The organism is Oceanococcus sp. HetDA_MAG_MS8 (genome assembly GCA_019192445.1).
Taxonomy (GTDB): domain Bacteria; phylum Pseudomonadota; class Gammaproteobacteria; order Nevskiales; family Oceanococcaceae; genus MS8.
This window is the reverse complement of record JAHCMK010000006.1, coordinates 15,941-41,353: the sequence shown is the minus strand read 5'-3', so window position 1 is coordinate 41,353 and position 25,413 is coordinate 15,941. Positions and strand designations below refer to the sequence as shown.

General features: G+C 60.1%; 23 protein-coding genes. 8 read left to right on the top strand and 15 right to left on the bottom strand.

Going from position 1 to position 25,413, the window contains the following annotated elements:
• Nucleotides 1-209 precede the first annotated feature (209 nt).
• Nucleotides 210-2,027: an ABC transporter ATP-binding protein/permease gene (locus KI787_11430; GenBank protein ID MBV6630563.1), complete on the top strand. Its 1,818-nt coding sequence runs from the start codon at nt 210-212 to the stop codon at nt 2,025-2,027.
• 65 nt (nt 2,028-2,092) lie between these two features.
• Here KI787_11430 and KI787_11425 read toward each other — a convergent pair whose 3' ends face one another.
• Complete coding sequence (locus KI787_11425) at nt 2,093-2,851, bottom strand: outer membrane beta-barrel protein (protein ID MBV6630562.1); 759 nt, start codon at nt 2,849-2,851, stop codon at nt 2,093-2,095.
• Nucleotides 2,852-3,015: 164 nt separating this feature from the next.
• Between KI787_11425 and KI787_11420 the strand changes: the two genes are divergently transcribed.
• Nucleotides 3,016-4,137, top strand: coding sequence for a hypothetical protein (locus KI787_11420; GenBank protein MBV6630561.1), 1,122 nt, complete (start codon nt 3,016-3,018; stop codon nt 4,135-4,137).
• Nucleotides 4,138-4,345: 208 nt separating this feature from the next.
• Here KI787_11420 and KI787_11415 read toward each other — a convergent pair whose 3' ends face one another.
• Nucleotides 4,346-5,122, bottom strand: a complete 777-nt coding sequence (locus tag KI787_11415) for an NRDE family protein (protein ID MBV6630560.1) — start codon at nt 5,120-5,122, stop codon at nt 4,346-4,348.
• 68 nt (nt 5,123-5,190) lie between these two features.
• On the opposite strand from KI787_11415, the gene KI787_11410 reads away from it, so the two are divergent.
• Nucleotides 5,191-6,033 carry an EcsC family protein gene (locus KI787_11410; GenBank protein MBV6630559.1) on the top strand — a complete coding sequence of 281 codons (843 nt, stop codon included), beginning with the start codon at nt 5,191-5,193 and terminating at the stop codon, nt 6,031-6,033.
• Here the strand turns inward: KI787_11410 and KI787_11405 are convergent.
• The 5 genes from KI787_11405 to KI787_11385 form a co-directional block, all read right to left on the bottom strand.
• Nucleotides 6,030-6,893 (bottom strand): alpha/beta fold hydrolase, encoded by an 864-nt coding sequence (locus tag KI787_11405; GenBank protein ID MBV6630558.1) that lies wholly within the window; start codon nt 6,891-6,893, stop codon nt 6,030-6,032. The genes KI787_11410 and KI787_11405 overlap by 4 nt on opposite strands.
• Before the next feature lie 20 nt (nt 6,894-6,913).
• Entirely contained in the window at nt 6,914-7,192 is a 279-nt protein-coding gene (locus tag KI787_11400) for an acyl-CoA-binding protein (GenBank protein MBV6630557.1), read from the bottom strand.
• Nucleotides 7,193-7,236: 44 nt separating this feature from the next.
• Nucleotides 7,237-7,809: an NnrU family protein gene (locus tag KI787_11395; GenBank protein ID MBV6630556.1), complete on the bottom strand. Its 573-nt coding sequence runs from the start codon at nt 7,807-7,809 to the stop codon at nt 7,237-7,239.
• A gap of 87 nt (nt 7,810-7,896) precedes the next feature.
• Nucleotides 7,897-8,562 carry an anti-sigma factor gene (locus tag KI787_11390; protein ID MBV6630555.1) on the bottom strand — a complete coding sequence of 222 codons (666 nt, stop codon included), beginning with the start codon at nt 8,560-8,562 and terminating at the stop codon, nt 7,897-7,899.
• On the bottom strand, nt 8,559-9,098 hold the full coding sequence (locus tag KI787_11385) for a sigma-70 family RNA polymerase sigma factor (protein ID MBV6630554.1): 540 nt from the start codon (nt 9,096-9,098) through the stop codon (nt 8,559-8,561). Before KI787_11385 ends, KI787_11390 begins: the two co-directional genes overlap by 4 nt.
• Before the next feature lie 90 nt (nt 9,099-9,188).
• On the opposite strand from KI787_11385, the gene KI787_11380 reads away from it, so the two are divergent.
• Genes KI787_11380 through KI787_11365 form a run of 4 tightly spaced genes read left to right on the top strand, consistent with a single transcriptional unit; the run spans nt 9,189 to nt 13,547 of the window.
• Complete coding sequence (locus KI787_11380; protein ID MBV6630553.1) at nt 9,189-10,430, top strand: FAD-dependent oxidoreductase; 1,242 nt, start codon at nt 9,189-9,191, stop codon at nt 10,428-10,430.
• Nucleotides 10,431-10,432: 2 nt separating this feature from the next.
• Nucleotides 10,433-11,227: a DUF1365 domain-containing protein gene (locus KI787_11375; GenBank protein ID MBV6630552.1), complete on the top strand. Its 795-nt coding sequence runs from the start codon at nt 10,433-10,435 to the stop codon at nt 11,225-11,227.
• On the top strand, nt 11,227-12,525 hold the full coding sequence (locus KI787_11370) for a class I SAM-dependent methyltransferase (GenBank protein ID MBV6630551.1): 1,299 nt from the start codon (nt 11,227-11,229) through the stop codon (nt 12,523-12,525). The genes KI787_11375 and KI787_11370 overlap by 1 nt, the downstream gene beginning before the upstream one ends.
• Entirely contained in the window at nt 12,522-13,547 is a 1,026-nt protein-coding gene (locus KI787_11365) for a class I SAM-dependent methyltransferase (GenBank protein ID MBV6630550.1), read from the top strand. Before KI787_11370 ends, KI787_11365 begins: the two co-directional genes overlap by 4 nt.
• 271 nt (nt 13,548-13,818) lie before the next feature.
• On the opposite strand, the gene KI787_11360 is transcribed toward KI787_11365, so the two are convergent.
• From KI787_11360 to KI787_11350, 3 genes are read right to left on the bottom strand one after another with little or no spacing between them, the layout of a single operon-like run.
• The gene (locus KI787_11360) at nt 13,819-14,073 is read right to left on the bottom strand and encodes a CDGSH iron-sulfur domain-containing protein (GenBank protein MBV6630549.1); all 255 of its coding nucleotides are present in this window, start codon (nt 14,071-14,073) and stop codon (nt 13,819-13,821) included.
• Nucleotides 14,070-15,422 carry a hypothetical protein gene (locus tag KI787_11355; GenBank protein MBV6630548.1) on the bottom strand — a complete coding sequence of 451 codons (1,353 nt, stop codon included), beginning with the start codon at nt 15,420-15,422 and terminating at the stop codon, nt 14,070-14,072. The genes KI787_11360 and KI787_11355 overlap by 4 nt, the downstream gene beginning before the upstream one ends.
• A gap of 47 nt (nt 15,423-15,469) precedes the next feature.
• A complete protein-coding gene (locus KI787_11350) occupies nt 15,470-17,023 on the bottom strand; it encodes a GNAT family N-acetyltransferase (GenBank protein MBV6630547.1) in 1,554 nt (517 codons plus the stop codon).
• A gap of 255 nt (nt 17,024-17,278) precedes the next feature.
• Between KI787_11350 and KI787_11345 the strand changes: the two genes are divergently transcribed.
• On the top strand, nt 17,279-18,274 hold the full coding sequence (locus tag KI787_11345) for an NAD-dependent epimerase/dehydratase family protein (protein MBV6630546.1): 996 nt from the start codon (nt 17,279-17,281) through the stop codon (nt 18,272-18,274).
• Between the two features lie 427 nt (nt 18,275-18,701).
• Here the strand turns inward: KI787_11345 and KI787_11340 are convergent, their stop codons facing one another.
• The 5 genes from KI787_11340 to KI787_11320 are packed head-to-tail and all read right to left on the bottom strand — an operon-like array spanning nt 18,702 to nt 25,241.
• Nucleotides 18,702-19,586, bottom strand: a complete 885-nt coding sequence (locus tag KI787_11340; GenBank protein MBV6630545.1) for a TIGR01777 family oxidoreductase — start codon at nt 19,584-19,586, stop codon at nt 18,702-18,704.
• Nucleotides 19,583-20,269 (bottom strand): ligase-associated DNA damage response endonuclease PdeM, encoded by a 687-nt coding sequence (gene pdeM / locus KI787_11335; protein MBV6630544.1) that lies wholly within the window; start codon nt 20,267-20,269, stop codon nt 19,583-19,585. Before pdeM ends, KI787_11340 begins: the two co-directional genes overlap by 4 nt.
• A 3-nt stretch (nt 20,270-20,272) precedes the next feature.
• A complete protein-coding gene (locus tag KI787_11330; protein MBV6630543.1) occupies nt 20,273-22,678 on the bottom strand; it encodes a ligase-associated DNA damage response DEXH box helicase in 2,406 nt (801 codons plus the stop codon).
• Nucleotides 22,675-24,258, bottom strand: a complete 1,584-nt coding sequence (locus tag KI787_11325; protein ID MBV6630542.1) for an ATP-dependent DNA ligase — start codon at nt 24,256-24,258, stop codon at nt 22,675-22,677. The genes KI787_11330 and KI787_11325 overlap by 4 nt, the downstream gene beginning before the upstream one ends.
• The gene (locus KI787_11320; protein ID MBV6630541.1) at nt 24,255-25,241 is read right to left on the bottom strand and encodes a ligase-associated DNA damage response exonuclease; all 987 of its coding nucleotides are present in this window, start codon (nt 25,239-25,241) and stop codon (nt 24,255-24,257) included. Before KI787_11320 ends, KI787_11325 begins: the two co-directional genes overlap by 4 nt.
• Nucleotides 25,242-25,413 lie beyond the last annotated feature (172 nt).

Here is a 25,413-nt window from a genome sequence, read left to right as displayed (position 1 = left end):
GCCTCGCCTCTACCGGCGAGGCTGGTAACGGTGTTTTGTGAGTCTGACTGATGCTCCTAAAGGCAACAGCGCGCCGTGCTACCCGCGATCAGACTCCCGAGAAGTGACGCTGCTATGGTGGCTTCTGAGCATCCCCTCAAGCGGACGATCGGCTCGCCTGTGGGCCAAGCATTGCATCAACCCGATTTCGACCAGGGCAACACCTGCGCATGCGCCATAGCCTAGAAGACCCATCCAGCGCCGGCCTCAACCCGGAGTGGCGTTCAGCGTTACGACTGGTACCTCACCTCCTGCAGGAACGCAGTAGTGTGGTGCTGGCGTTGGTGTTGCTCGCCTTGGCGAAGGCGGCCACGCTGGTCACCCCGTGGTTGCTCAAATTACTGGTGGACGGACTCTCGGCATATGCCCTCAATCTGGCTTTGCCGCTGGGGATTATCTGCGCCTACGCCGGCCTCAGGCTCGCAGGAGGCTGGCTGGGCGAGTGGCGGGACCTGGTCTTCGCGCGGGTCACAGAGCGCACCATGCGCCGGGTGAGCGTTCAGGTTTTTGCGCATCTGCAAAGCCTGGATTTGGAATTTCATCAATCCCGTCAAACCGGCTCCTTGTCCAGAGACATCGAACGTGGTGTGTCTGGGATTCGCTTCCTGCTGCGCTTCATGCTGTTCAATATCTTGCCCACATTGATCGAGATCGCGGCGGTCGCGGTGATCTTGGTCAGCGCCTTTGGCTGGCTCTTTGGCGTGGTAATGCTCGTGGCTGTACTGGCCTACATAGCCTGGACAGTGGCGGTAACCGAGTGGCGAACCCGGCATGTGCGCACCAGCATGCGTATGGATTCCCAGGCCCATGGACGGGCCGTGGATGCTTTACTGAACTTTGAAACAGTAAAGTACTTTGGTGCAGAAGAGCGTGAGCTCAAACGCTATGACCGTGAGCTTGAGGATTGGGAGGGCGCGATGCGCTCATCGCGTATTTCCTTAGCAGTGCTCAACGCAGGGCAGGCCCTCATCATCGCCGTCGCCCTATTGTGCATGTTGATCCTTGCCGGAATGGCCGTCGTGGACGGACGCCAAACAGCCGGCGATTTCGTGATGGTGAACGCCTATCTGGTGTCGTTATTCACCCCACTCAATTTCCTCGGTTTTGTGTACCGGGAAATCAAGGCCAGCTTGGTCGCTGTACAGCGTTTGTTCAGCCTGCTCGACATCGCGCCAACCATTGCGGATGCGCAAGATGCTGTGACCCTTCAGCTCCAGGCTCCACCGCGTGTGGACATTGACGAACTGCACTACGCTTACGATCCGGCGCGGCCCATCCTTAAGGGCATCTCCATTGCCGTGGAGCCAGGTACGACCACGGCCATCGTCGGCCCCAGCGGCAGTGGCAAGTCCACCTTGGCCAAGCTGTTATTCCGTTTTTATGACCCCCAGGCTGGGCAAATACGCTTGAATGGCTTGGACCTGCGCGCCTACCAACTGCAGGTTCTGCGCGCGAACATTGGTGTTGTCCCCCAGGATACCGTCTTGCTGAACGACACCATTGCCCACAACATCGCCTATGGTCGGCCTGATTCCAGCCCTGAGCAGCTCGCTGAAGCCGCTCAAGGGGCCGCTTTGGATAGCTTGCTGGAGGCAGCGCCTGAGGGTCTTGACACCCTGGTCGGCGAGCGGGGGATGAAAGTGTCTGGTGGCGAAAAGCAGCGCATCGCCTTGGCCCGTGTACTGCTGAAGAACCCGCGGCTGTTGATATTAGATGAGGCGACCTCTAGCTTGGATTCGCAGGCCGAGGCCAGCGTGATGCAGACCCTACGCGAAGCGATGCAAGATCGTACCTGTATTGCCATCGCCCACCGGCTATCGACGATTCGTGACGCCGACAACATTGTGGTGCTGGATCAAGGGCAGGTTGTCGAGCAGGGGAATCACCCGGCGCTGCTTGCCAAGCAGGGACTGTACGCCAAGCTCTGGAAAGAACAATCTAGAGAGGACACGCTCACCGGCGCCGACAGCCCAGACCAGAGTGCATAAGCCAAAGCTCAGGCGCACCCAAGCGCACTGCGAAATAGTTGCTCCCGGCTGCGGCGTTTCGCCGCTTAGTCGTAATAGTCGTCGCTGCTGCCGCCACCAAAGGCCATAGTGACGCCGATGCTCAGACCGGTCACGCTGTCATTATCGCCGTTGTTGTTGAAATCGTCGTCGTACATCTGCCGCCACGCAAACTGCAGGCTGGCTTGCTGTGACAGCTTAAAGCTCACCCCGGCGCCGTAAGCAAAGCTAGACTCTTCAAAGCTTTGGCAGCTGGCTTCCAGAGTCGGGTCGCGTCGAATATCCGCGTCGGCATTGGTATCGCTGGTGCCACATTGGGTATTGATGCGGATATCGTTAAAGCCAAGCTCTAAAAAGAGGTTGGCTCCACCTAATGGTAATTGCGGTCGCAGCATCACCGAGGTCAGGCTGTCGAGCTCAGCGACTTGGCGCGGATTTTCGCTGACCTCGGCCTTATCGACGTCGAAGCCCCACTCCACCTCTGCTTCCAGCCAACGAAAGGGTTGCCATCCACCACGTAAGGTGGCGATGGTCATGTAGGCCGGCTCATCCATGTACAGCACATCGTCCGGAATGATGCCGCGGTCTGCGACGCCGCCCAAGCGCCGCTGTAGCCCATAGTCCGCACGCATAACGCCGGCCGAGCCACCGAGATAGAGTCCGCGCCCGCCCTCACCATCTGAGTCGAAAAGGCCCGCTACACCCCCAGCCCATTCGGCTGGCTTAAACCAGTCGAACCAACCCGCAGAAGCAACCGATACCGAGCTCAGCAATGCTAGGCCCACACAATGACGAACAGCGATCATGAAAAACGTGTACCACGTAGAAGTGACTCCCCACGCGCATGGTAGGCAGCCCGGACCCTGAAAGCAATCTGCGGCTGTCACCAAAGCGCAACAGTGTTGTCACCGTAGCGTTGTAATTCATGGCCTAAGCTGCAATTTCACCAAGAGTCGGCAGGGGCCAGATCATGCGGATTGCTTACGGAATTATGGGTTATGGGCGCGGCCATGCCATGCGCTCCAGCGCAATTATTCCCAGCCTGCTAGAACAAGGGCATCAGGTCCGCGTGTTTGCCGGCCCTGATGCCTATGCCGTGATGAAGGATCAATTCGACTGCACCTTAATTCCGACCATCGCGTGGCGTTACGGCGCGGATGGGCGCGTTGATACCCAGCGCACGATTCTGGACAACGTGAAGCCGATGGCCGACGTGTTATTCGGTGGTGAGGGTGTCGCCGCGCTGCATAAGGATTGGGATGCGTTCCAGCCGCATGTGGTGATCTCCGACTCTGAAGCCTGGACGCATAAGGTGGCCCGCCAGCGGCGCTTACCACGCGTTTCTTTGGATCATGTTGGCATCATGGCTTATTGCAAGCCTAGCTTTCCCATGGCGGATCGCTTCGCAGCCGCGCGCGATGCCTTTGGCTACCGCACCTTGATGGGTATTCCCGACTACGCCATCGTATCGAGCTTCTACGATTGCCCCACTCGTTATCGCAATGTTCAAACTGTAGGGCCCATTCTGCGCGATATGGTGCTTCAGGCTAGGCCCCATCAGGGGGACTACCTGCTGGCCTACTTCAACAAGGGGCCACACCAGTTCCTTCCCGGCGTCGAACAGGCGCTGCGGGCGTTGGACATTCCGGTGCATGTCTATGGCACCGGCCGGGTCGGTGATGATGACAACTTATCTTTTCGTGCGCCTAGCCAGCGGGGCTTCGTTGACGACTTGGCCGGTTGTCGCGGAGTTTTGAGCACTGCCGGCAACCAACTTATTAGCGAGGCTATTTGGCTGGGTAAGCCCACTCTGCTGGTGCCCGAAGACGTGGTGGAACAGCGCCTGAATGCCAGTATGGTGGTGCGCATGGGCATTGGTGAGCAGGCCGAATTGTCGACGCTCACAGGCTATGACATCGAGCGCTTCCTACGCCAATGCGATGACTACGCCCAACGACTGCCCGAATATCGCCGGGAAGGAAACAAAGAGGCCATTGCCGCCTTAGAGCGCGCCCTGCACAAAATTCAACGCGAGGCTGGGCAGCGAGGCAAGCCAGGCTTGGGCGCTTTGCGCACCTGGGCTAGCTCTTAGGGCGGCATCGTTCAGGCGCGTCGGTACTGAATCACTCCTGAATCATTGTGGTGGGCGCCGAGCTAAGGGCGCTCGCCACGCCTTATTCCGGGGTCTGCCCGCAATAGTGCGGTCTGCGGCGCTTATGGTGTGGTCGCTACCGACGATGTGCCTGACCCCGCCTCGCGCACAGCCCCGAATGTCTGGATTCTGCCGGAGCAGCAGAGCGCTATGGGCTGACGCTGCTGAGGCCTGTCACGTGCTGCATAGACTCTTTGACCACAGTAGTCACCTTTCCGGCACTATCGTAACTGTGCTCGAGCAATTGAACGGCCTCAGGGCTCCAGCGCAGGGCCGTGGTGCAGCGGGTGCCATAACCCGGCGACACAATAAACGGAGGCGAGAGCAGGCGCTCTGCATTGAGGCCCACGCCAGTATCGGGTAGTAGCTTATCCGCATAGGCCTCGCGCCGACTCAGCAGCTGCACATCCTCCGATAATGATGCGGTATTGGGTTGGGCGGCCAGGGCCGCTACGCTTTGTTCTACCTTGGGCCAGCTGCTGTTCAGACCCGCATTGCTCAATCCATAGTGGCCGCTGTGGAGCAGCTGTATAGGATGGCGGTTACCGAAGTACACCATGTCCTTGCCATCGAGCACCAGCAGATTGAAGCCGGGAAACTCCTGAGCATGGGGCTCCAGGGCTGTGCAGAACTCCATGGCTGTTTGTTCGCTCAGCAGGAAGTCTCTCACCAAATGTCCCCGCGACCGTGGATTCTCTGGGAGCTGTGACCCAGGCTCACGGACATTGGTAATGGCGGCAAAGCGTCCTCGTTGACTTACTCCCAGCCAAGTGCCACCGGCGGTCAAATCTCGCCCGGCCAGTATCTCTGGTGCATCGGCCCAAAACCCAAGTGGGCTACTCGGCCGAGCATGGAATTCGTCGCGGTTGGCGACCAGCCTGAGTGCAGGTTGGTCCTCATCCCAGCTAAAGACAATTAAGCACATGGGCGCGTACGATACCCCATGCCGCCAACAACTGGCACTGCGAGGCCGGAGACTCAGGCTGGGCCACTATGAGCATGGACGAATACGCGATACAAAGGGCCGAGACTATTGCGGCCTGGTCCCAATCCCCACCCAGCTGGGTGGCTCGTGGATTTGGCCGGGCTCTGGCTCCAGCATCGCGAGCAGCCCAGGCTTTGGTGCCCTTGCCCCTGTTGCAGTCCGTCTTGCGGGGTAGCCAGTCTGTAGCGCGCTGGCAATTTCACCAGCGTCTGCCACAGCCTGCTCCGGGCCAAGATTTGCAGGACTGCGATGGCCGTGCGCGGCGTATTGCCAAGTTGGCTGCCGGCCTAGCTGGCAGCGTCGGAGCCGTTACGGGTGTTGGCGGCGCCTGGGGTGTGGCGGCAGATATTCCCTTACTGCTCACCCTGGCCTTGGGCAGCATTGAACGTACGGCGGGTTGTTATGGGCTGAACGTGGATGATGAGCCCGCATTGGCCATGGGGATTTTCGCGATTGCCAGCGCGAACACCATTCAAGAAAAGCAACTCGCTCTGCGCAGCTTAGATGTAGACCCCAGCGAATTGACTGTGGCTGCGGTGCGGGACGGTTTGGAGCGTGCCCTGCAGCGACAAATGGCCAAGGATGCGGTTCAGCTGAGTCTGAATCAGGTAGCACGCCAGTTAGGTGGGTATTTGGGTCAACGCAAGTTAGCGCAATCCGTTCCGCTGGTGGGGGCCGTAGCAGGCAGCACCGTCAATGCCATGTACATTCACGATGTCTGCAGCGCCGCGCAGCATGTCTGCGCCTTAAGGTATTTGCTGCACCACAGTCACTTCGACGAGGGGCGACGCGCCATGTCGATGACCGATGATGTCGCGCCCCTGCAACACGAGCAGTTGCCGCGCCCTTAGGCCGCTGGTGGTGGCAGTTGGGTGCGCTCTAAAAAGCTGAGAATCTTTGGCATCAGGCGCTCAGGATGTAGGCGTAGCTCCAATATGGAGCGCGCAATGACGAAGCGCGCGTTCGGCATTTCGCGGGCAAGAACTTGGGCATCTTCCAGGTTATGCAGCCAGTCTCCGCCATGGCCAATGATGAGCGCCGGTGCACGCATGGCTTGGCGTGCTTTGCGGGTAGGGACGGTCGGCCCCACCAACACGCCATGAATAATGGCGGCAATGTCTTCAGGGTCATGCAGGCCCAAATTGCGGGCCATGCGCCAGATATTGCGTTTGGGTTCGGGAAGGCGCTGGACTAGGCTCTTTACGCCGCGCAAAAGGGGCTTGCCAAATCGCGCCATTCCTAGAATGGGTATCAGGGTAAGGGCGGCGGCAGGAGCAGCCCGCTCCATGACGGGCATTTCCAAGAGCAAACCCTGCACGCGGTCTGGGTGCTCGCTGGTGAACTGCAGACTACTAATCGCTCCCAACGAGACTCCGCCAAGCACGACCCGGTCTAAGCCCAAGTGGTTCAGGCAGCAACGGATTTGATCGGCGTAAAGATCAACCCGTAGCCACTTGGAATGTCGGGGGCGGCTGCTGGCGCCATGGCCGAGTAGGTCCAGTAGCACCACCTTGTAGCCTTCCTCAGCCAGGCTGAGCGCCAAGTCTCGGTTGCAGGCTGAATCCAGCAATATGCCGTGGACCAACACCACCGGCAGCCCATTCTCCGGGCCGTGGACCTCAAAGGCAATTTGAAAGCCTTCCCAGTCGAAATAACCAGCCGCTGCGGCGCCCGGATCGGGGCGCCGCAACATGGGCAGAATTTGTGCCATGCCTCCTCCGCCGTGTTTTTTTAACCCGCTTGCTGCTCGAAGGAGTCCACCTGATCCACGTACTTCTGCATGGCCTCTTCTTGGCTCATGCCCTTGAGGTTGGCCCAGGCGTCGTACTTAAATCGGCCAACGGGGTCCAGCATGCCAGGCCGCTTCCCAGAAACGTCACCATCCTTGGCTTGACGGAACAGCGCATACATTTTGAGTTTTTCTTCGTTGCTGGGCTTCAAGGGCCCATCAGCTGGTGCCGTCCGCACTTTTTCAACGGCGGCTTCAAACTGGGCTTTTAGATCAGACATGTTTGCGTAGTCTCCCGCAATAGTTGTTGATTGTGGCTTGCGGACTATACCGCGATCACCGCGCGGCCCGCGAAATGGGGGTGTCCAATGATCAGCGCGGCATACAGGGCTAGGCCAATCAGCAGCACAACGACTGTGCGCATACCGGCATTGGAGGCCGGGGCCGGTTTGCTGGCTCCATCACGGGCCTTGATGGCTTTGATATCCATGAAGGACCAGATCAGGAAGGTGCCAAACAACAGCACCGACCGCATCTCGCCATTGGCCAACAAATGCGCTAGGCCCCAAGTGCCCACCCCCATCAGCATGGGATGGCCAAGCTTGGCTTGAATAAAGTTTCCGGGCACGTAAGCCGCCACAACGAAAATAACCGCCGGGATCATCAGCAGTAAGGTGAGGTGGCGCAGGCCAACCGGGGGAACCCACAAAGCGGTTGCTGGTGTAGCTTGCCAGCCCTGCACAATGAGGACAAAGCAGCCAAGGGTGAGCAGCGCGAAGACGCCTTTGTAAGGCCATAGCCCGATGGCCGCAACGGCCTTTTGCCTGAGTGCAGGTGCACCGGCTGGCAGCAGGTGCAAGGTCGACCACAAAACCAAGCCTAAGAACAAATACAGCATGTCATCCCCAATGCATTAACAATGCTGCGCATCTTGCCCTAGCTGAGGCCCGCTGCAAACCCACGCGGTGGGCTCGCGTTGTGGAGCTTAACCGCGTTGTACCGGCACCACTACTACGATGGGGCCACTGGGTCCTTGTTGTCGTGATCCGCCACGGGGCTCACGGCTGACGGCGATGGAAGCATTATCCATCGGCCCTGGCCAAGACACTTCTATGGATTGGCCGGGTTGCCTAGGCATCAAAGCAATGGCTTGAGGCTGCTCGCGTTCGGGATGCAGCAACCAAACTTGGTGGTCCTGATCAGTACCCACGCCCGAGGGGTCGACTGCCGTCAGTCGCAAGGTTTGCGGCTGTTGCGCGCTCCAGCTGGCGGTCCAGTAGGTATCTTGATTCACCACAAAGGCCAGCTCCTCACGCTGCGTGGGCTGAACCTCAGGAGTGGTGGGAACAAACAACCAAAGACCAGCAAGTATCACGGCCGACAACGCGGCTCCCGCCAACCCTGGCAAGCGCCATGTTCGACGTGCAGGCTTGGGCTGGATGAGGCCCAGTTGTTGTTGTATGCGATGCCATAAGCCCGGCGGCGGCGACACCTCCGGCACACGATTTTGCAGCGGTGCTAAACGCCGTTCCCATTGATCACGTTGCTCACGCGCCTGTGGGCTTTGTTGTAGAAGTTCATCGACCTGGGCCCGTTCTCCACGGTCCAGTACTCCCAGTACATACAGGGCGATGCTCAGTTCATCGGTCATGCCTTGAGGCCCTCCAAACAGGCTTTTAGTGCCATCAGTCCCCGCCGCACCCAGCTTTTGACTGTTCCCAGGGGAGTGTCCAGGCGCTCGGCCAGTTCCGCGTGGCTGTAACCATTGATAAATGACAAAGCCACCGCTCGTTGCTGCTCCTCGCTGAGTTCTGGCCAGCAGCGCTGCAGATCGGTTTGATCTAGCCAAGTGCCACTGGGATCAATGGCCTCCGGCTCGGGCGGTTCCGCCATCACATCCAGGCGCTTACGGCTACGTAGCAAGTCCAGCGCACGATAGCGCGCGATGCTACCCATCCACGTACGCGCTCCCCCACGACTTTCGTTGTAGGTCTGAGCCTTTTGCCAGATCTGTATATATGCGTCCTGCACGGCTTCTTGAGCTAGGGATTCGTCTCGCAAGATACGCAGGGTTAGGCCGTACAGATGCGCACTGGTACGCTCATAGAGCTGGGAGAAGGCGCGGCGGTTGCCTAACCGGGTTTGGGCGAGGAGCTCAATGAGTTCGTCGTTATCGCTGTGGCTCAAGAGAAGATTCCGTGCTGGATTGCATCCGATCGTCATCAGGGTGCGATATATATCCGCATCTGAAGACATGACGTTAGTAAAGGATACCGTGTGAAGGTTGCCATTATCGGCAGTGGCATTAGTGGGCTAGCTGCCGCCTGGGGACTCAACAAACATCATGAGACGACTCTGTTTGAAGCAGAGTCGCGTCTGGGCGGGCATACCGCGACCATGGATGTGCAGTTGCATGGGCGGGATTATCGAGTGGATACGGGGTTCATCGTGTACAACGATCGGACCTATCCGAACCTCATTCGCCTCTTTGATGCGCTGGACATTCAAGGTCGCGCCACATCAATGAGCTTTTCGGTAGCGACCGCCGATGGCTCCCGCGAGTACTGTAGCGAAGGTTTAGGTGGGATTTTTGCCACTCGCTCAGACTTGTTGCGGCCCAGCCAGTATCGGTTGCTGCGCGACATCTTGCGTTTTAACAAGGACGCACTGGCTCTGCAGGGGTGCACTCAAGATACGCGCACCTTGGCCGAGTTTGTGGAGCAGGGGGGGTACTCGCAAGATTTGGCAGATCGTTATGTCTACCCCTTGTGTGCAGCTATTTGGTCCACCAGCCTGGAGACCGCTCGGCAGTTTCCAGCTGAGCACTTCGCGCGGTTTTTTGCCAACCATGGGCTGCTGTCGTTGAAAGACCGGCCCCAGTGGCGCACGGTGCCAGGAGGCTCTAGGACTTACATTGAGCGTATGGTCCCGCGGCTCGATTGCGACATCCGTACCAGCACGCCCGTGCGAGGTGTGGAGCGCGATGCTAAGGGCGTGACCCTCTTTTTAGAGACAGGGCCAGCCCGTTTTGACGCCGTCGTTTTGGCCTGTCACTCTGATCAGGCTTTAGCCCTGCTGAACGACGCTAGCGAGAACGAGCGACAGATCCTGGGCGCAATCCCCTATGTCGATAATGACGTGGTGCTGCACACCGACCGTCGTTTCATGCCGCAGCGTAAGCGGGCCTGGGCGAGCTGGAATTACAAGCTGCACCCCGACCCTGATCATCCGGCTACATTGACTTATGGCATGAACCGCTTACAGGGCTTGGATGCGCCGGAGCCGTTCTGCGTGACCTTAAATGACAACGCAAACATCGATCCCAGCAAAGTCTTGGGCCAGTACGTGTACGCGCACCCGGTGTACACCCCGCAGTCCAATGCTGCTCGGGCGCGTCGTGACGAGATTAACGGTCACAACAACACATGGTTTACCGGCGCTTACTGGTACAACGGATTCCATGAAGACGGAGCGCGCAGTGCCTTGGAGGTCAGCCAAGCCCTCGGTGGAGGCTGGTAGCAATGCGGCAGGGGCGAGTGCTACACAGTCGCGTTGCGCGGGGTTGGACCCGGCACCGACGCTTTGCACCCAAGGCTCATGACTTTCGTTATCGCGTCTCCATGCTGCGCCTCGATTTGGCGGAACTGGATCGGGTATTTCAACGGCGCTGGTTTTGGTCTTGGAACAAACCAAACCTGCTGAGTGTTCAGCGGCGCGACCACTTGCGCCAAGGTGGTCCGGACCTCGCAGAGGCTGTCCGTGACTTGATTGAGCAGCGCGGTGGTGAGCGGCCCACAGGGCAGATCGAGCTACTCACCCAGCCCCGGTACGCCGGGTACGTGATGAATCCGATTTCCGTGTATTTGGTCTGGGCGCCAGACCGATCCAAACTGCACTGGGTCGTGCTGGAAGTGCACAACACGCCTTGGGATCAACAGATTGCCTATGTATTGCGTCCGCCTGCAGAGCAGGCGTCGGGGTTTTCTCTGCGCTTTGGCAAAGACATGCATGTATCCCCGTTTATGCCCATGGATATGGAATATGAACTGGGGTTACGCGTCAGTGATGAGCAAATCGCTTTGCGACTGGATAACTGGCGCGCTGACGAGCGAGTTTTCTCCGCCAACCTGCATTTGCAAATGGCCCCCATCACTGGCCTGAACTTGGCCCGGACTTTGCTCCATACACCCTTGATGGCTTTTCAAGTTGTCGCGGGTATTTATTTTGAAGCGCTACGCCTGCACCTCAAGGGCGTGCCTTATATACCCCCACCGGAGGACAGACAGCCCGAGGTCATCGGGCGGGATAGCATCTAATGTATTCAAGAATCACAGAATTAGCTCCGCATAGATCCGCTGGTTTGCCGCAGTTCGCCGCACTATCAGCCCGTAAACACCTGCATAAGGTCCTGTCTCAGTTCCAGTCTGGCGCGCTCGAAATTACTGAGCCGGATGGCAGCGTGGTTCGGCTGGGCAGCGATGCCGGGCCAACCTATCCCATCGTGATCAACGATTACCTGACCTACACCTACATGACGCTCGGAGGAGCAACAGGTGCGGGCACGGCCTACATCCTGGGCTTGTGGTCCTCGCCGAATCTTGTTGAGGTGGTGCGCTTGTTCGTGCGCGAGCCAGCCATCACCCAGGCCGTCGATAACGGTTTCGTGGCCAAGCTGCGCGATTCCGCTTACCAAATTCTCGAGTGGCGCCGGCGCAATACCGAAACGGGTAGCCGCCGGAACATTGGTGCGCACTACGACCTGGGCAATGACTTCTTCCAGTTGTTCCTGGACGACTCCATGACCTACTCGGCCGGTGTATTTCCCACCGCAGCCACCACGCTAGCGGAGTCGCAGGTTCGCAAGTACGACCTGATTTGCCGCAAGCTGGATCTGCAACCGGGCCAGACGCTGGTCGAAATCGGCTCAGGTTGGGGCGGCTTTGCCATTCATGCGGCCACGCATTACGGCGTCCATGTCACCACCACCACCATCTCCGAGCAACAGCACAAAATGGCGGCGGAGCGCATTGCTGCCGCCGGTCTGGAAGATCGCATTACCCTGCATTTCAAGGATTACCGTCACCTGGAAGGACAGTACGACAAGTTGGTGTCCATCGAGATGATCGAGGCGGTGGGGCACGACTTCTTCCCCACCTACATGCGCAAGGTGGCCAGCCTGCTCAAGCCCGAGGGTCAGGCCCTGATTCAGGCCATTACCATTCGCGATGAAAACTACGACCGCATGCGTTCGGGTACCGACTTCATCCGCGAATACATTTTCCCCGGAGGACACCTGCCCTGCGTCGCTGAGCTACTTCGGGTAAGCCGGGCGCATACCGACCTCAACCTCTTCGACTTGGACGACTTCGGTCAGGACTACGCTCGCACCCTGCATATGTGGCGCGAGGCTTTCCATGCGCACAAATCGCAGGTGACGGCCATGGGCTACAGCCCTGAGTTCCAGCGCATGTGGGACTACTACCTGGGCTCCTGCGAAGGGGCCTTCATGGAGGCCAGCATTTCGGTGGTGCACTTGCTCTTCACCAAGCCACGCTGCAACCGTGGGCCGGTCACCGACCGAGCCGGTATCAGCACAGTGGAGTTGCCCCAATGAGCGTGATTACCCTGGCTGAATCTGGCTTGATCCCCGATGGGTTGATTCGGATGGGTGTACGGCGCATTTCTCGTCGCCGCCTGAAGGAAGAATATGCCCTGACCGCCGAGCAGCGCGCCCAGGCGCGGGCGCAGCGGCTGGCCGAATGGCATGCCGGTCCCATTGCCGTGCAGACCCAAGCGGCCAACGACCAGCATTACGAAGTGCCTCCGGCCTTTTTTGACCGCGTGCTGGGTGCCCACCGCAAATACTCCTGCTGCTGGTTTGATGCCAGCACGTCGGATCTGGATGCGGCCGAAGCCAAGATGCTGGAGATGACGGCCGAGCGGGCCGGCATCGTGGATGGCATGACCGTGCTGGATTTGGGCTGTGGCTGGGGCAGCTTCGCACTGTGGGCGGCAGGGCGTTTTCCCAAGTCCACCATCATTGGGGTATCCAACTCCAATCCGCAGCGCGAATTCATCATGGATCAGGCCCGCCAGCGCGGTCTGAGCAATCTCGAGATTCGCACCTGCGATATCAACGATTTTGCGCCGGATGAAAAGTTTGATCGCGTGGTGTCCATCGAGATGATGGAGCATGTGCGCAATCACCCCAAGCTGTTTGCGCGGATTGCGACCTGGCTCAAGCCCGATGGCGCCCTGTTCACGCATGTGTTCTGCCACAAGGAACTCACCTACGCCTACGAAGACCGAGGCGACGGTGACTGGATGGCCCGGCACTTTTTCAGTGGCGGCATGATGCCCAGTTATGACCTCTTCTGTGGTTATGACCGCGATCTGGATGTGGTCCAACGCTGGTGGGTGAGTGGGACCCATTACGAAGACACCAGCAACGCCTGGCTGGAGCGTTGCGACGCGCACCGCAAGGAGTTGGTGGAGGTCCTAGGCGGTGGTGCCCAGGGCCGGCTGCGCCTGCAGCGCTGGCGCATGTTCTTCCTGGCCGTAGCCGAGTTCTTTGGTATCGACGGCGGCGAGCAATGGGGCGTGGGGCATTACCTGCTTAAGCCCAAGTCGGCCTAGACCGTTTAGCCTGCCCACCGCTCTCGCCCACACGAGATTGTCTTCTTCGCCGGGCTAAGGAGGCGCTGAAGAAATCCGCGAGCGAGGCAAGGTGGCCCGCCGCCGGAGCACAGCGCCCGCAGCATATGGGCGATGTGTGAGGAGTGCGACCAATCGGCAAGACAGCCGATTGGGACCGCGCAGCGGCTGCTTGCGGCGAGGGACACGGATGTCCCGAGTCAGCGCCGCCGGCGGGTCAGATTGCGAGCACAGCGATTTATTCAGCGTCTCCCTAAAGGCCTTCGGGCTTTTGGTGGGATTGATCGCAGTAGGGCATGTTTGCACTGCGCCCGCAGCTACACAGCCAAAGTAGTTGCGGGCGTTTCAGTGTGATGGGCCAGCCTTGGCCTTGGCAGCCGGCCTCAGCGCGGCATAGGCCGTCCGCGGATTGAGCATGTTCGCAACCACACACCAAATGCGTCCCCGCCGGCAGCGACACCGGTCGCGCAGGTTGGTCCTTGCGTAGTGCTTGTACGCAGGTCTTCAAGGGCTTGCAGGGCAATCGGCTTGCCCGCTGCGTAATTCGTAATACAGCCGCGCCAAAGCAAACTCGTCGGAGTAGTCCGCCGGGGCGACCTGACCGCCAAACCAGTCTTGGGACTGCTGCGCAAAACTGTGGAAGTAATGTTGACCAAAGCGCAGCAAACCGAGGCTGCTGATCACGCACAGTAAAAGCAGTAGTCGCCGGCGCTGATCGATGGCCAGCCGCTGGTGCAGTTGGGCGCCGATGACGCATATCCAAAGCAGCAATGGACCAGTGGCACCAAGGCTGCGCAGGGCATGTGGCAGGCCTTCCCAGGTCAGCGCTGCTGGCAGCACGCCAGCAATACTCAGTGCGAGCAGCAAGCCACTGTTGCGGGAGCAGAGGATGCGGGGCGCGAGCAAAGCCGTGGCGATGATTATGCTGGCCTCTGCTGGGCCTAAGAGGCCCCCAAAACCTGTGCTGTGGCGCAAGTTGCTGTCGCCCTGCAACCACAGGTAGGCCGGGTCGAGATGCAGCCATACGTTGCGGAGTGCCACGCCCGGCAAGTCCCAGGCTGACAAGCCTTGAGACTGCATCCAGTCTGCGTTCCACACGGCTAACATTTGCCCTCGGCCGGCGAAGCTGCCACTCAGTAGGTACTCCATGATCAGCGGGCTGAGCAGGGCGCCGCCAAGGAGCATTGGTGGGGCCAATGCCCAGCGAACTTGTACGAGCGCGGATGTGTCCCAAAAGGCCACCAAAACCAAGGACAGCAGCAGCTGAATGCGTACCGGAGGGTAGGCATAAGCGGCGGAAACCAGCAGGATGCTGACCAGGCATAGACGGCAGGAGTACCACCAGCTCGCAGTAGGCAGCTGCCGACATCGCCAGTAGAGCGCCAAGCCCAAGCCCCAACATGCTGCGCCAAACACGGGGTCCCAGAATATGCGCGTCGCCGAGAACCACCAAGGGTTGCTCAAACACAGCAAGCCCAGTCCTGCATGCAGCCACCAGTGTTGGTGACCACTTGCGGCCCAGACGATGGTGGCGAGCATGACTAGCCCCAGTCCTACGCTCAGCGTTCTTAAGCCAGCGATACTGTCATTGCCCAGCTTGCTCCACGCGGCAGCAGGGTAGAGCAAGATGGGTGAAGCCTGGCCTCCGCCCAGCACATCGGCGTACAAGGGCCAAGCCTTACCCTGGGCGCTGTGGCCGCTGTGCGCTATGCACAGGGCTTGAGCGGCAATGGCGGCTTCGTCGATGTAGAACCCGGCAGGGGCACGCTCGAGGGCGGCAAAGCGAACAACAACGGCAGCGGCAAGGGCCAGCAAAAGTAGGCTGCCTGCCAGATAGGTTCTTATGCGGTCGGACATGCGCTGCACACGGTCGGGGCTTAGGACAGACTCCAAGCCCTGCGGGCTTAGTCTTCCTGGGGTGGGATGGATTCCTTGCCTAACCATTCCACCCGATATAAATCGCGGCGGCGGTCTAGATAGTTCCGTACCGAGCCCTCGTTTTGCAGGATGCGTAGCTTGTGCAGATCCAGGTCCGCAATCAAGGTCATCTCGGTATTGGGGGTGGTTTCTGAGACCACAGCGTCGTGGGCGAAGGCAAAATCGGAGGGTGAGAACACCGCCGTTTGGGCGTACTGGATGTCGACGTTGTCCACTTTGGGCAGGTTACCGACGCTGCCAGCAATGACTACATAGCATTCGTTTTCAATGGCGCGGGCCTGGGCGCAGCGACGCACCCGCAGGTAGCCATTTTTGGTGTCGGTCCAGAAGGGCACGAACAGAATTTGCATTTCGTGTTCGGAAAGCAGCCGCGCCAGCTCCGGGAACTCCACGTCGTAACAAATCAACACGCCGATGCGGCCGAAGTCGGTATCGAAACAGCGCAAGGCATCGCCACCCTGCATCACCCAGTCGCGCTTTTCGTGCGGTGTGGGATGTAGCTTGTACTGGGATTCGATGGTGCCATCGCGGCGACACAGGTAGGCGACGTTGTACAGCTCATCATCCTCAACCACCGGCATGGAGCCGGCGATGACGTTGATGTTGTAGGACACGGCAAGGCGCGAGACCTCGGCCAGAATCTCCTCGGTGTAGCCGGCCAGGTGCCAGATCGCTTCGCTGGGGCTTTGGTCCGGCGCCAAGCCCATCAGTGGTGCGTTGAAAAACTCTGGGAACAGGGCCATGTCACATTTGTAGTCGGACAAGGCGTCAATGAAGTACTCCACCTGTTGCAGTAGTTCACCCACGTTTTGGAAATAACGCATTTGCCATTGCACGCAACCCACCCTGGCGCTGGTGCGTGGTGCGCCAATCAGGGGCGATTCCTGCGCTTCAAAATAGATGTTGTGCCATTGCAGCAAGGTGGCATAGCCATGCGACTCCTTATCTTCCGGCAGGTAGGCTTTGAGAATGCGGGTGACCTCAAAGCCATTGCTGAGCTGGAAGGTGAGAATGGGGTCGTGCAGGTCCTTGGATTTGACCTGCTCCACGTACTCCTGTGGGCTCATCTGCGCCGCATGCTCGGCATAGTTGGGTATGCGCCCGCCGGCGACAATCGATTGCAGATTGAGATTGCGGCATAGCTCCTTGCGCGCCTCGTACAGGCGGCGGCCTAGGCGCAGGCCGCGATAGTCCGGGTGCACGAAAACATCCACTCCGTACAGCACATCACCGTTAGGGTCATGGGTGCTGAGGTAAGCATCGCCGGTGATTTCATCATAGGTGTGCTTGTCGCCAAATTTGTCGTAATCCACAATCACGGAGAAGGCGCAAGCCACAACGCGGCCCTTGTCTTCGATGCAGATCTGGCCTTCGGGGAAGGTTTTGAGCTGGGCCTGAAATTTGCGCTTGGGCCAGGCTCCACCCAGGGTGGGGTAGACCAAGTTCATGAGCTCGCGTACATCGGCGTAGTCGTCGAGCAACAGATGACGGAGAGCGAGATGATGTTCTGAGTGTTCCATGCCAGGCGCCAATGAGTTGAAATAGAAGCGTGACGGAGTTCGCCGCCGACACCGCGTCGTGAGTCACTGGCCCGGCATCGATGCCACCCTGTCTATGGGTCCTCTCGACGCTTTCGCGTGCGGCGGGCGGTCCAGATCGCAACGCCGTTCCCAGGTCCAGCACCCCTAATGTAGCGTGCTTGGTGCCGCGCAGCATATTGCGCGATGGCGTGCCATGCTTAGCAGCCCCGTTGCGCCGGCTATGGAGTTGAATGAATGACTGATCACGCCATGCATCAGGTTTTTGTGACCGGTGGATCCGGCTTTGTGGGGCGTAACCTGCTGCGCCGCTTGCGCCAGGAGCGCTGCATCGTCGCTGCGCTGGCCCGTAGCGAATCAGCGGCCAATGTGGTGGCGCGTCTGGGCGCGACCCCGGCGCGTGGAGACCTCAAAGACGTGGACTTGCTGGCGCAGTCCATGGCGGGCTGCGATACCGTTTTTCATGCGGCGGCGCTGGTGGATGAGTGGGGCCCGCAACGTCAATTTGAAGAGGTGAATGTCGGCGGTACGGCCATCGTTCTCGAGGCAGCGCGGCGCGCGGGAGTGGCCTGTGTGGTGCACGTCGGCACAGAGGCCATGTATGCGGATGGGCGCTCCAGTCTAGAAAACTTGGATGAAACCCGGCCAGTGCCGCGCCGGCCCCTACCCCGCTATCCGGCCACCAAAGCGTATGCTGAGAAATTGGTGTTGGAGGCGAACTCGCCTGCCATGCGCTGCATCAGCGTGCGTCCGCGCTTGATTTGGGGCAAGGACGACACCTCCTTGCTACCTAAGTTTGTGCAGGCTGTTCAGCAGGGGCGCTTTCGTTGGATTGACCAGGGACGGGCCTTGACCTCCACGACGCACGTCGACAATGTCGCTGAAGCTTTGGTGCTGGCTGCGCGCCGAGGCCAGGGCGGGCAGGCCTATTTCATCAGCGATGGTCCCCCAGTGAGCTACAAAGAATTCTTCTCACGTTTATTGGAAACGGCCGGTGTGAGCCCCCCGAGCGGGAGCGTGCCCTTGGCTTTGGCGCAGGGCTATGCGAGGACGATGGAGGGTTTGTGGGAGTCGTTGGGCCTGCGCAGCACCCCTCCGGCGACCCGGATGCTCATTGAACTGCTGGCCAAGCCGGTGACGGTGAACGTTGCCAAGGCGGAGCAAGAGCTGGGTTATGTCCCGGTGATCAGTCGCGCCCAAGGCCTGTCGGCGCTGGGGAGTTGCGGGGGCTAGATAGATCGACCTATCGCCGACGCTGGAACCATTAAGCCTGGGTTGATATGAGGAGCCAAGAGCAAGCGCGGGGCCTGCTCTTGGCCGTTATATTCCTCAACGCCAACTGCAGAAAACTGCGGAGGGCATGGTCAATTTGTCTCCTCTTCGAAGCGGCATTACAGCAGCTCACACCTTGACCGTTTTTTTATAATATCGACAATTCTCCGTCTTGTCTCCCCTGGTGCCCCTGATTGGGGCCCAGGGCTAGACAATCATAGCGGGCCGGTGGATTGACCTCGTCCAGTGGGTTCGTGCCTAAGAGCTTGTCGATAAAGACATGCGAAGCCAGCCTACAAGCCGATGACTGGTGTTGCCCTATGCCATTACTTTGGCGCCCTGTTTTTAGATGCGCCATGAGTGGCCACTCGTAGAAATGGTGCAATATTCAGCTCAGAGACGCCTCCAGTGCGCTGGCCAGGTCTGGGTGGCGGAAGCGATAGCCACTGTTGGCGAGCGCGACGGGCATCACCTGTTGGTCGACCAACAAAATGCTGCTCATCTCACCCAGCATGAGTTTGAGTAGTGCTGCTGGTGCGGTGAACAGCACAGGCCTGCGTAATACCTGGCCCAGGGTTTTGGCGAAGTGACGTTGGCTGGCCGTCTCGGGCGCGCTGAGATTGAGTGGGCCCTGGAAGGCTTCGTCCTCTAGGCAGCGGCGAATGACCTGCACCACATCATCGCGGCTGATCCATGGCATGTGCTGCTCGCCTGGGCCGATCACGGCGCCTAAACCAAAGCGAAATGGCGGCAGCATTTTTTGTAAAGCTCCCCCTGGCCCGAGCACCACACCTAGGCGGAGCAGTACTAATCGCTGCGCGCCTAGCGCGGCGGCGGCCTGCTCCGCGGTGGCTTCCCAGTCACGGCAGAGTTGGGCCGCGAAGTCATCACCAAGCGCAGACGATTCATCCAGATTGCGCCCCGGTGCATCACCGTAAATGCCCACGGCGGAGCCATTAATCCAAACTTTGGGGGCCTGGCTCGCCGCTGCCAGATCGGCGCTGAGCTTCTGGGTAAAGGCAATGCGCGAGTCGCGCAGCGCTTGCTTGCGGCTGTTGGTCCAGCGCTGCGCGCCCAAATTTTCACCGGCAAGGTTCACCACCGCATCCAATGCGGTAGGAATGTCGTCGACCTGACGGATGGGCGTGCCAGCATGCACTTCGCTGGGTCTGGGGTCACGGCGAAAATGGAGGTAGAGCTGATGCGATTGACCCAACTCGCGCTGTAGCGCCTGGCCAATGAAGCCGCTGGCTCCGGTCAATAGAATGTTCATCGTGTACTCCTCGGTGCAAAGCCATGGTGGAGACGCTGTAGCGCAATGATGTGCTGCTCAGCGCAGGCCCACAAGTGGGTGTGGGGGGTGGGTGCAACCGGATGGCCTCCGGTGAGGCTGCCAAAGGCTGGAAGCACCAATCGATGCTGTTCCAACCAAAACACCGGCAGGCGCAGCCTTTGGCGTGCCCCCGGTTGAATTCTCGCCACGGGGTGCCAGTGGCCCCCCAGGCTGGGCTGGCTCAGATCTTCGCTAGGGTGATGCCAAAGCTGCACGCCAGACCATTGTGCGCCTTCGCGAATCAGCTCGGCCCGCCAACGCCGTGCCAGTTCTTCCGGGGCGCGGTCATGATTGCCAACCACCCAGTGCAGCTGCAGTTGTGCGTGCTGTTCCCGCCACAACTGCGCTTGAGCGATCCAACGTTGTTCAGGCTGGCGGGCGCCGCCATGGATCAGGTCACCTAATACGAGTAGCTGCTCAGCTTGCTGGTCGTGTATGAGACGGCTCAGCCGGTCCAGATCCGTTTGCGTGCCTCCTTGCGGTAGCGGGAGGCCTTGCTCGCGGAATGACGCGCCTTTGCCTAAGTGGATATCGGCCACCACCACGGCTTTGTGGGTGGGCCAGTACAGGGCGCGGTCTGGCAGCAGCAGCAACTGCTGCTCACCTAGCGTAATGCGGTGCATGGCCTATGTGGTCTCCCCTGCGGCTCGTTCCAATTGTTGCTGCATGCGCTGCAGCCTATCGGCCAAAGATTCTGTAGAGAGCTGTTGGCGCTGTGCTTCCGCATACAAAGGGAAGGCAAAGGGAGTGAGACGCTCGGGGCGTGTCCAGCGTAAGGGGAGCTGGCTTAAGCGCTTCACCGTGCGCTCTAGGCGTGGCCAGTCCAGCTCACGCAAGCGAACTTCATCGCGGGTTTGGTGTAGCAAAGGATTGTCCGGGTCGTAACGGGCGAAGACGTCGAACAGCAGCCCGGTAGACATTTGCACTTGGCGCGCACTTTTGCCACGGCCAGGATAGCCCGTGAAGACCAGGCCGGCGGCTTGGGCGATCTCCCGAAAATGGCGCTTGGCCAGCTCGGTGGCGTTCATCGCCAGCTCAATTTCCTGCTCTAGATCCTGAATGCTCAGTAGGCTTTTGAGCCACTCATGATCCTCTGGCCAGGCCGAGCTGGACAGCAGTTCCAGCCCATAATCATTGGCGGCCACGGTAATACTTCGTGGTTGGGCTTGGCTGGCACGATGGGCGAGCAGCGCGCCCAGCCCTTCGTGCACCGCCCGTCCAGCACAAGGGTACAGGCACAGATGCCAACCCTCGCGGGAGCGCAGGCTTTCTACCAATAGGTACTCCAAGCTGGGCAAGGCCGATTGCTGTTGCTGCAGCGTGAGCAAAGGCTGTAGAGCCTGGTGTTCAGGTCCTTGGACGCCTTGCTGTAATTGCGTGACGAAGGCGGCGGCCAAGGACTCCGATAAGGGCAGGCGCCCGCCGCTCCAGCGCGGCACGGCCACCCGCTTGCCGCGGGCGAGTCTGGCATAGGCCGTGAGGCCCTGGACGCGCACGAGCTCTAGAGCGCGCCCGGCGAAGAGGAAGCTGTCGCCGGGTTTGAGTCTGGCGATGAAGGCCTCTTCAACTTGACCAATGCGACCGCCCTTGGTCCAGCGCAAGGACATGGTGCTATCGGCGGCGATGGTCCCAATCATCATCCGATGACGCCGCGCCGTGGTGGCATTGCTGACCATGAGCCGGCCCTGGTCATTGCTTTGCAGCCGGTGGTACTCCGGGTAGGCGCGTAAGACCTCGCCGCCACGACCCAGAAAATCGAGCACCCAATCCCATTGCTTGCGGCCCAGCTCGGCATACGCCGGGGCTTGCTGCACTTCGGCATAGAGCTGCTCAGCATCCTGAGGCTGCCCCAGGCAGCGGGTGAGCACATGCTGCGAGAGCACATCTAAGCTGCCGGCGAGCGGTTGCCGGGGCTCCATGCGCCCTTCGGCCCAGGCTTGGCGCGCTGCTGCGAACTCGGCCATCTCTAGGGTGTGGGTGGGCACACAGAGTATCTGGCTCACGGCTCCGGGCTGATGGCCGGCGCGTCCGGCGCGTTGGACCAGGCGGGCCAAGGTGCGCGGGGAGCCAACTTGAATCACCTGCTCTACCGGGCTGAAGTCCACGCCCAGGTCTAGGCTGGAGGTGGCGACCACGCAGCGCAGGGCGCCCGTCTTCAAGCCTTGTTCGGCCGCCTGGCGCACGCTGGCGTCTAGAGATCCATGATGCAGCCCAACCTGATCCTGTAGCTCCGGCTCCGCCGCTAGCGCTTCAAACCATAGTTCAGCTTGCGCACGGGTGTTGGCGAAGAGCAGGGTAGAGCCGGCCTGAAGAAGTTTGGCTTTGACCTGATCCAACATCTTCAGGCCCAGGTGGCCCGCCCAGCTAATCCGCTGAGGGTCTTTGGGCAGCAGGGTGTGAATTTGTAGCTGCTTGCGACGCTTTGCATGAATCAGAATGGGGTTGGGCCCGACCAAGGCCTCGCCGGCTTGCTGAGCATTGCCCAGGGTGGCCGATAAGCCCCACACACGCAGGGCGGGATTGAGTTGGCGTAAGGCCGCCAGGACCAGCTGGGTTTGGATGCCGCGTTTGTTGGCGATGAGCTCGTGCCACTCATCTACGACGACGGTATCGATCTGGGTGAGTGCCGGAAGTAGATCGCCATAGGACAGCAGCAAACTGGCCGACTCTGGTGTGGTAATCAGCACTTCCGGCAGGCGTTTTCGTTGTTGCTGTTTACGGTAAGCGCTGGTGTCGCCGCTCCGTGACTGCACCTGCCAGTCTGGCCGTAGCTCGCTCAAGGGCAAGGCGAGCTCGGCGGCCAGATCCTGTGCCAGCGCCCGCAGCGGTGTAATCCATAACAGGCGCAAGCCTCCAGGCTGCACATCCTCGCGCAGGACGCAGCCCAGGCCAGCCAGTGACTTGCCATGCCCAGTGGGTGCGAGCAACAGGCCTTCCTCGCCACGGCTCCGGGCTTGCCAAACATCGCGTTGATGGTCCAAGGGCTGCCAGCCTCGCGCCAAGATCCAGGGCTCTAAGGGATGCGTGCTCACGCGGGCGCTCCGTCGAGGAGGGCTTGAAGCTGATGGAGGTGGTCGGCATCCGCGGCGGTTTTGTCTTGGCGCCAGCGGGCAATGCGTGGGAAGCGCAGGGCCAGGCCGGACTTGTGCCGTTTGGAGGATTGGATGCCCTCGAAGGCGATTTCTAGCACCTGCGCCGGCTCTACGGAGCGAACCGGGCCGAAGCGCTCGCGGGTATGCGCGCGTATCCAGCGGTCTAAGGCCAAAAACTCTTTGTCACTCAGGCCAGAATAAGCCTTGGTAACAGGCACTAGCTCGTCGCCTTTCCACACGGCCAAGGTGTAATCGGTGTGTAAGCCGGAGCGGCGTCCGTGGCCGGCTTGGGCGTAGAGGAGTACGCAATCCACGGTGTAGGGGTCTAGCTTCCATTTCCACCACAGCCCGCGTGGACGCCCTCCGCTGTAAGCGCTATCCAGCCGTTTGAGCATGAGTCCTTCGGCGCCTTCGTCGCGGGCTTGAGCGCGGATATGGGTCCACTGCGCCCAATCGGCAGCAGCTAGCGCTGGGGACAAATGCCAGGGACCGTTGTGTGCCTCTAAGAGGGCCTGCAGGCGTTGGCGTCTGTGCTGCAAAGGCTGCTCGCGTAGATCCTGGCCAGCCTCTTCCAGCAGGTCGTACACCACATAGCGCGCTGGCACCTCGCTCAGTAAGCTTGGGCTGGGGCGCTTACGGTTGAGGCGTCGTTGCAGCTGGCTGAAGTGGGCAACGCGCTGGTTTTGCCAAGCCACTACCTCGCCATCGAGAACGGTGCCGATGGGCAGGCCTTTGGCCGGCTCACAAAGGTCGGGAAAGGCGCCGTCAAGGAGCTCTTCCCCGCGCGACCACAGTCCGGTTTCCGAGCGGTGGACCAGTTGTGCGCGAATGCCATCCCATTTCCACTCGGCCAGGAAATCATCGGTAGGGCCCAGGCTTCGAGGCTCTCCATCCAGGGGGTGCGCGAGCAAGAAGGGATAAGGCGCCAACACATCTGCGCGGCCGGGTTGACTGAGCTCTTGCAGCCATTCCGGGTGCGGGCGAATTCGGCCCATGAGTCTGGCCGCTATGGCGCCAGCGTCTTCGTCAAAAAATTCAGCCAGGGCATGCACGACGCTTTGCCGAGCCACGCCCACGCGTAAGCCTCCGGTAAGCAGCTTGTGAAACACCAGTCGTTCGCTGTTTGGAAGCTCGGCCCATATCTGCTCTATGCGCTGATCCTGTTCGGCGGCGTTGAGGCGCGCCAACTCGGGGAGCCCTTCTTCTAGCCAGTAACTCAGAGGCCGTGACTGCGCCGCCTCGGCCGGGGGCAGCAGAAGTGCCAAGGTCTCCGCGAGGTCGCCAACATGATGGTAGCTTTCGTCAATGAGCCAACTGGGCAGGCCGCAAGCTCGAGCCGCCAGGGCGCGCAGACGGCTGCCGCTGATGCTGCGTCGCGGGCGATACCCACAGAGCACAGCCAGCCCATAGCTGGCCTCATCCTCTGGGGTATGCCGCAGAAAGTCGACAATAGCGGCTCGCTTATGCTGCGTTTTGGTGCTGGCATCTAGCGCGGCGTACAGTGCGGCGAAGGCTTTCATCCGTCGTCCTGGGCATTTCGCGCGACCTGATGCAGGGCGGCAATGTCGCGGCCTTGTTCACGCATCCAGCGGGTGAGTGCGCTGCCGTCACCATGGGTGAGTAGGGTGCGCTGAGGATTGATCTCCTCAATGGTTTGGATAAGCGCCGGCCAGTCGGCATGGTCGGAGAGCACAAAGCCGCGATCGAAGCCCCGTCGCCGTCGGTTGCCCCGCAGCTGCATCCAGCCGGAAACAAATCCGGTGGATACACGATTGAAGCGCCGCATCCAGGGTGTGCCTACGGCACTGGGGGGCGCCAGCACCAGGGCGCCGCTAAGGTCTGTGCCCTTGACCGGGACGGGGGCGGCCTGGGCCATCTGCACCCCAGATTCCCGGTAAATCTGGGTGAGCGGCTGCATGGCGCCATGCAGATAGATGGGGCGCTCCGCACCTAACATGCCCTGCAAGATCCGCTGGGCCTTGCCGAGGGCGTAGCAGCACAATACGGCCGCTTGTCCGCGTTCGGCGCAATCGTCCCACCACTGGTGGATCTGAGCAAAGACCGTGCTCGGCTCTGGCCAGCGGTAGACCGGCAGTCCGAATGTCACTTCGGAGATAAAGGTATGCGCATGGACTACTTCAAAAGCTGTACAGGTGGGGTCGGATTGGCGCTTGTAGTCTCCGCTAACCACCCAGACCTCACCCTTGTGCTCTAGGCGAACTTGGGCAGAGCCCAAGATGTGCCCAGCCGGGTGCAGACTAATCCGCACCCCCTGTATAGAAATGCCTTCACCGTAGCGAAGTGCTTGCCCAGTGGTGCTTCCCAGGCGATGTTGGAGCAGGGGCCAGGACTCCTGACTGGCCAGAATATGCTGGTGTCCGGGGCGGGCATGGTCGGCATGGGCGTGCGTAATGATGGCTTTATCGACGGGGCGCCAAGGGTCTATGTACAGATCTGCCGCAGGGCAGTACAAACCATGGTCAGACAGCGTTAACACAGGCATTATGCACACACAATGGATTTTGGTCTTCGGGTGTTCGCGTCCGTTGAGTGTAGACCCTTACCCCCGCTTTCTGTACACCTTGTGTCCATATTTCACAGACGGCAGGCATAAAAAAGGCCGCGGTGTTACGGGAGGAGGGGCCACCGCGGCCTTGGGTGTCGCCGGGGGTCGG

Coding starts and splice junctions, on each gene's coding strand:
- KI787_11430 (MBV6630563.1), top strand. CDS start 210: ATGCGCCATAGCCTAGAAGACCCATCCAGCGCCGGCCTCAACCCGGAG.
- KI787_11425 (MBV6630562.1), bottom strand. CDS start 2,851: ATGATCGCTGTTCGTCATTGTGTGGGCCTAGCATTGCTGAGCTCGGTA.
- KI787_11420 (MBV6630561.1), top strand. CDS start 3,016: ATGCGGATTGCTTACGGAATTATGGGTTATGGGCGCGGCCATGCCATG.
- KI787_11415 (MBV6630560.1), bottom strand. CDS start 5,122: ATGTGCTTAATTGTCTTTAGCTGGGATGAGGACCAACCTGCACTCAGG.
- KI787_11410 (MBV6630559.1), top strand. CDS start 5,191: ATGAGCATGGACGAATACGCGATACAAAGGGCCGAGACTATTGCGGCC.
- KI787_11405 (MBV6630558.1), bottom strand. CDS start 6,893: ATGGCACAAATTCTGCCCATGTTGCGGCGCCCCGATCCGGGCGCCGCA.
- KI787_11400 (MBV6630557.1), bottom strand. CDS start 7,192: ATGTCTGATCTAAAAGCCCAGTTTGAAGCCGCCGTTGAAAAAGTGCGG.
- KI787_11395 (MBV6630556.1), bottom strand. CDS start 7,809: ATGCTGTATTTGTTCTTAGGCTTGGTTTTGTGGTCGACCTTGCACCTG.
- KI787_11390 (MBV6630555.1), bottom strand. CDS start 8,562: ATGACCGATGAACTGAGCATCGCCCTGTATGTACTGGGAGTACTGGAC.
- KI787_11375 (MBV6630552.1), top strand. CDS start 10,433: ATGCGGCAGGGGCGAGTGCTACACAGTCGCGTTGCGCGGGGTTGGACC.
- KI787_11370 (MBV6630551.1), top strand. CDS start 11,227: ATGTATTCAAGAATCACAGAATTAGCTCCGCATAGATCCGCTGGTTTG.
- KI787_11365 (MBV6630550.1), top strand. CDS start 12,522: ATGAGCGTGATTACCCTGGCTGAATCTGGCTTGATCCCCGATGGGTTG.
- KI787_11355 (MBV6630548.1), bottom strand. CDS start 15,422: ATGTCCGACCGCATAAGAACCTATCTGGCAGGCAGCCTACTTTTGCTG.
- KI787_11350 (MBV6630547.1), bottom strand. CDS start 17,023: ATGGAACACTCAGAACATCATCTCGCTCTCCGTCATCTGTTGCTCGAC.
- KI787_11345 (MBV6630546.1), top strand. CDS start 17,279: ATGACTGATCACGCCATGCATCAGGTTTTTGTGACCGGTGGATCCGGC.
- KI787_11340 (MBV6630545.1), bottom strand. CDS start 19,586: ATGAACATTCTATTGACCGGAGCCAGCGGCTTCATTGGCCAGGCGCTA.
- pdeM (MBV6630544.1), bottom strand. CDS start 20,269: ATGCACCGCATTACGCTAGGTGAGCAGCAGTTGCTGCTGCTGCCAGAC.
- KI787_11325 (MBV6630542.1), bottom strand. CDS start 24,258: ATGAAAGCCTTCGCCGCACTGTACGCCGCGCTAGATGCCAGCACCAAA.
- KI787_11320 (MBV6630541.1), bottom strand. CDS start 25,241: ATGCCTGTGTTAACGCTGTCTGACCATGGTTTGTACTGCCCTGCGGCA.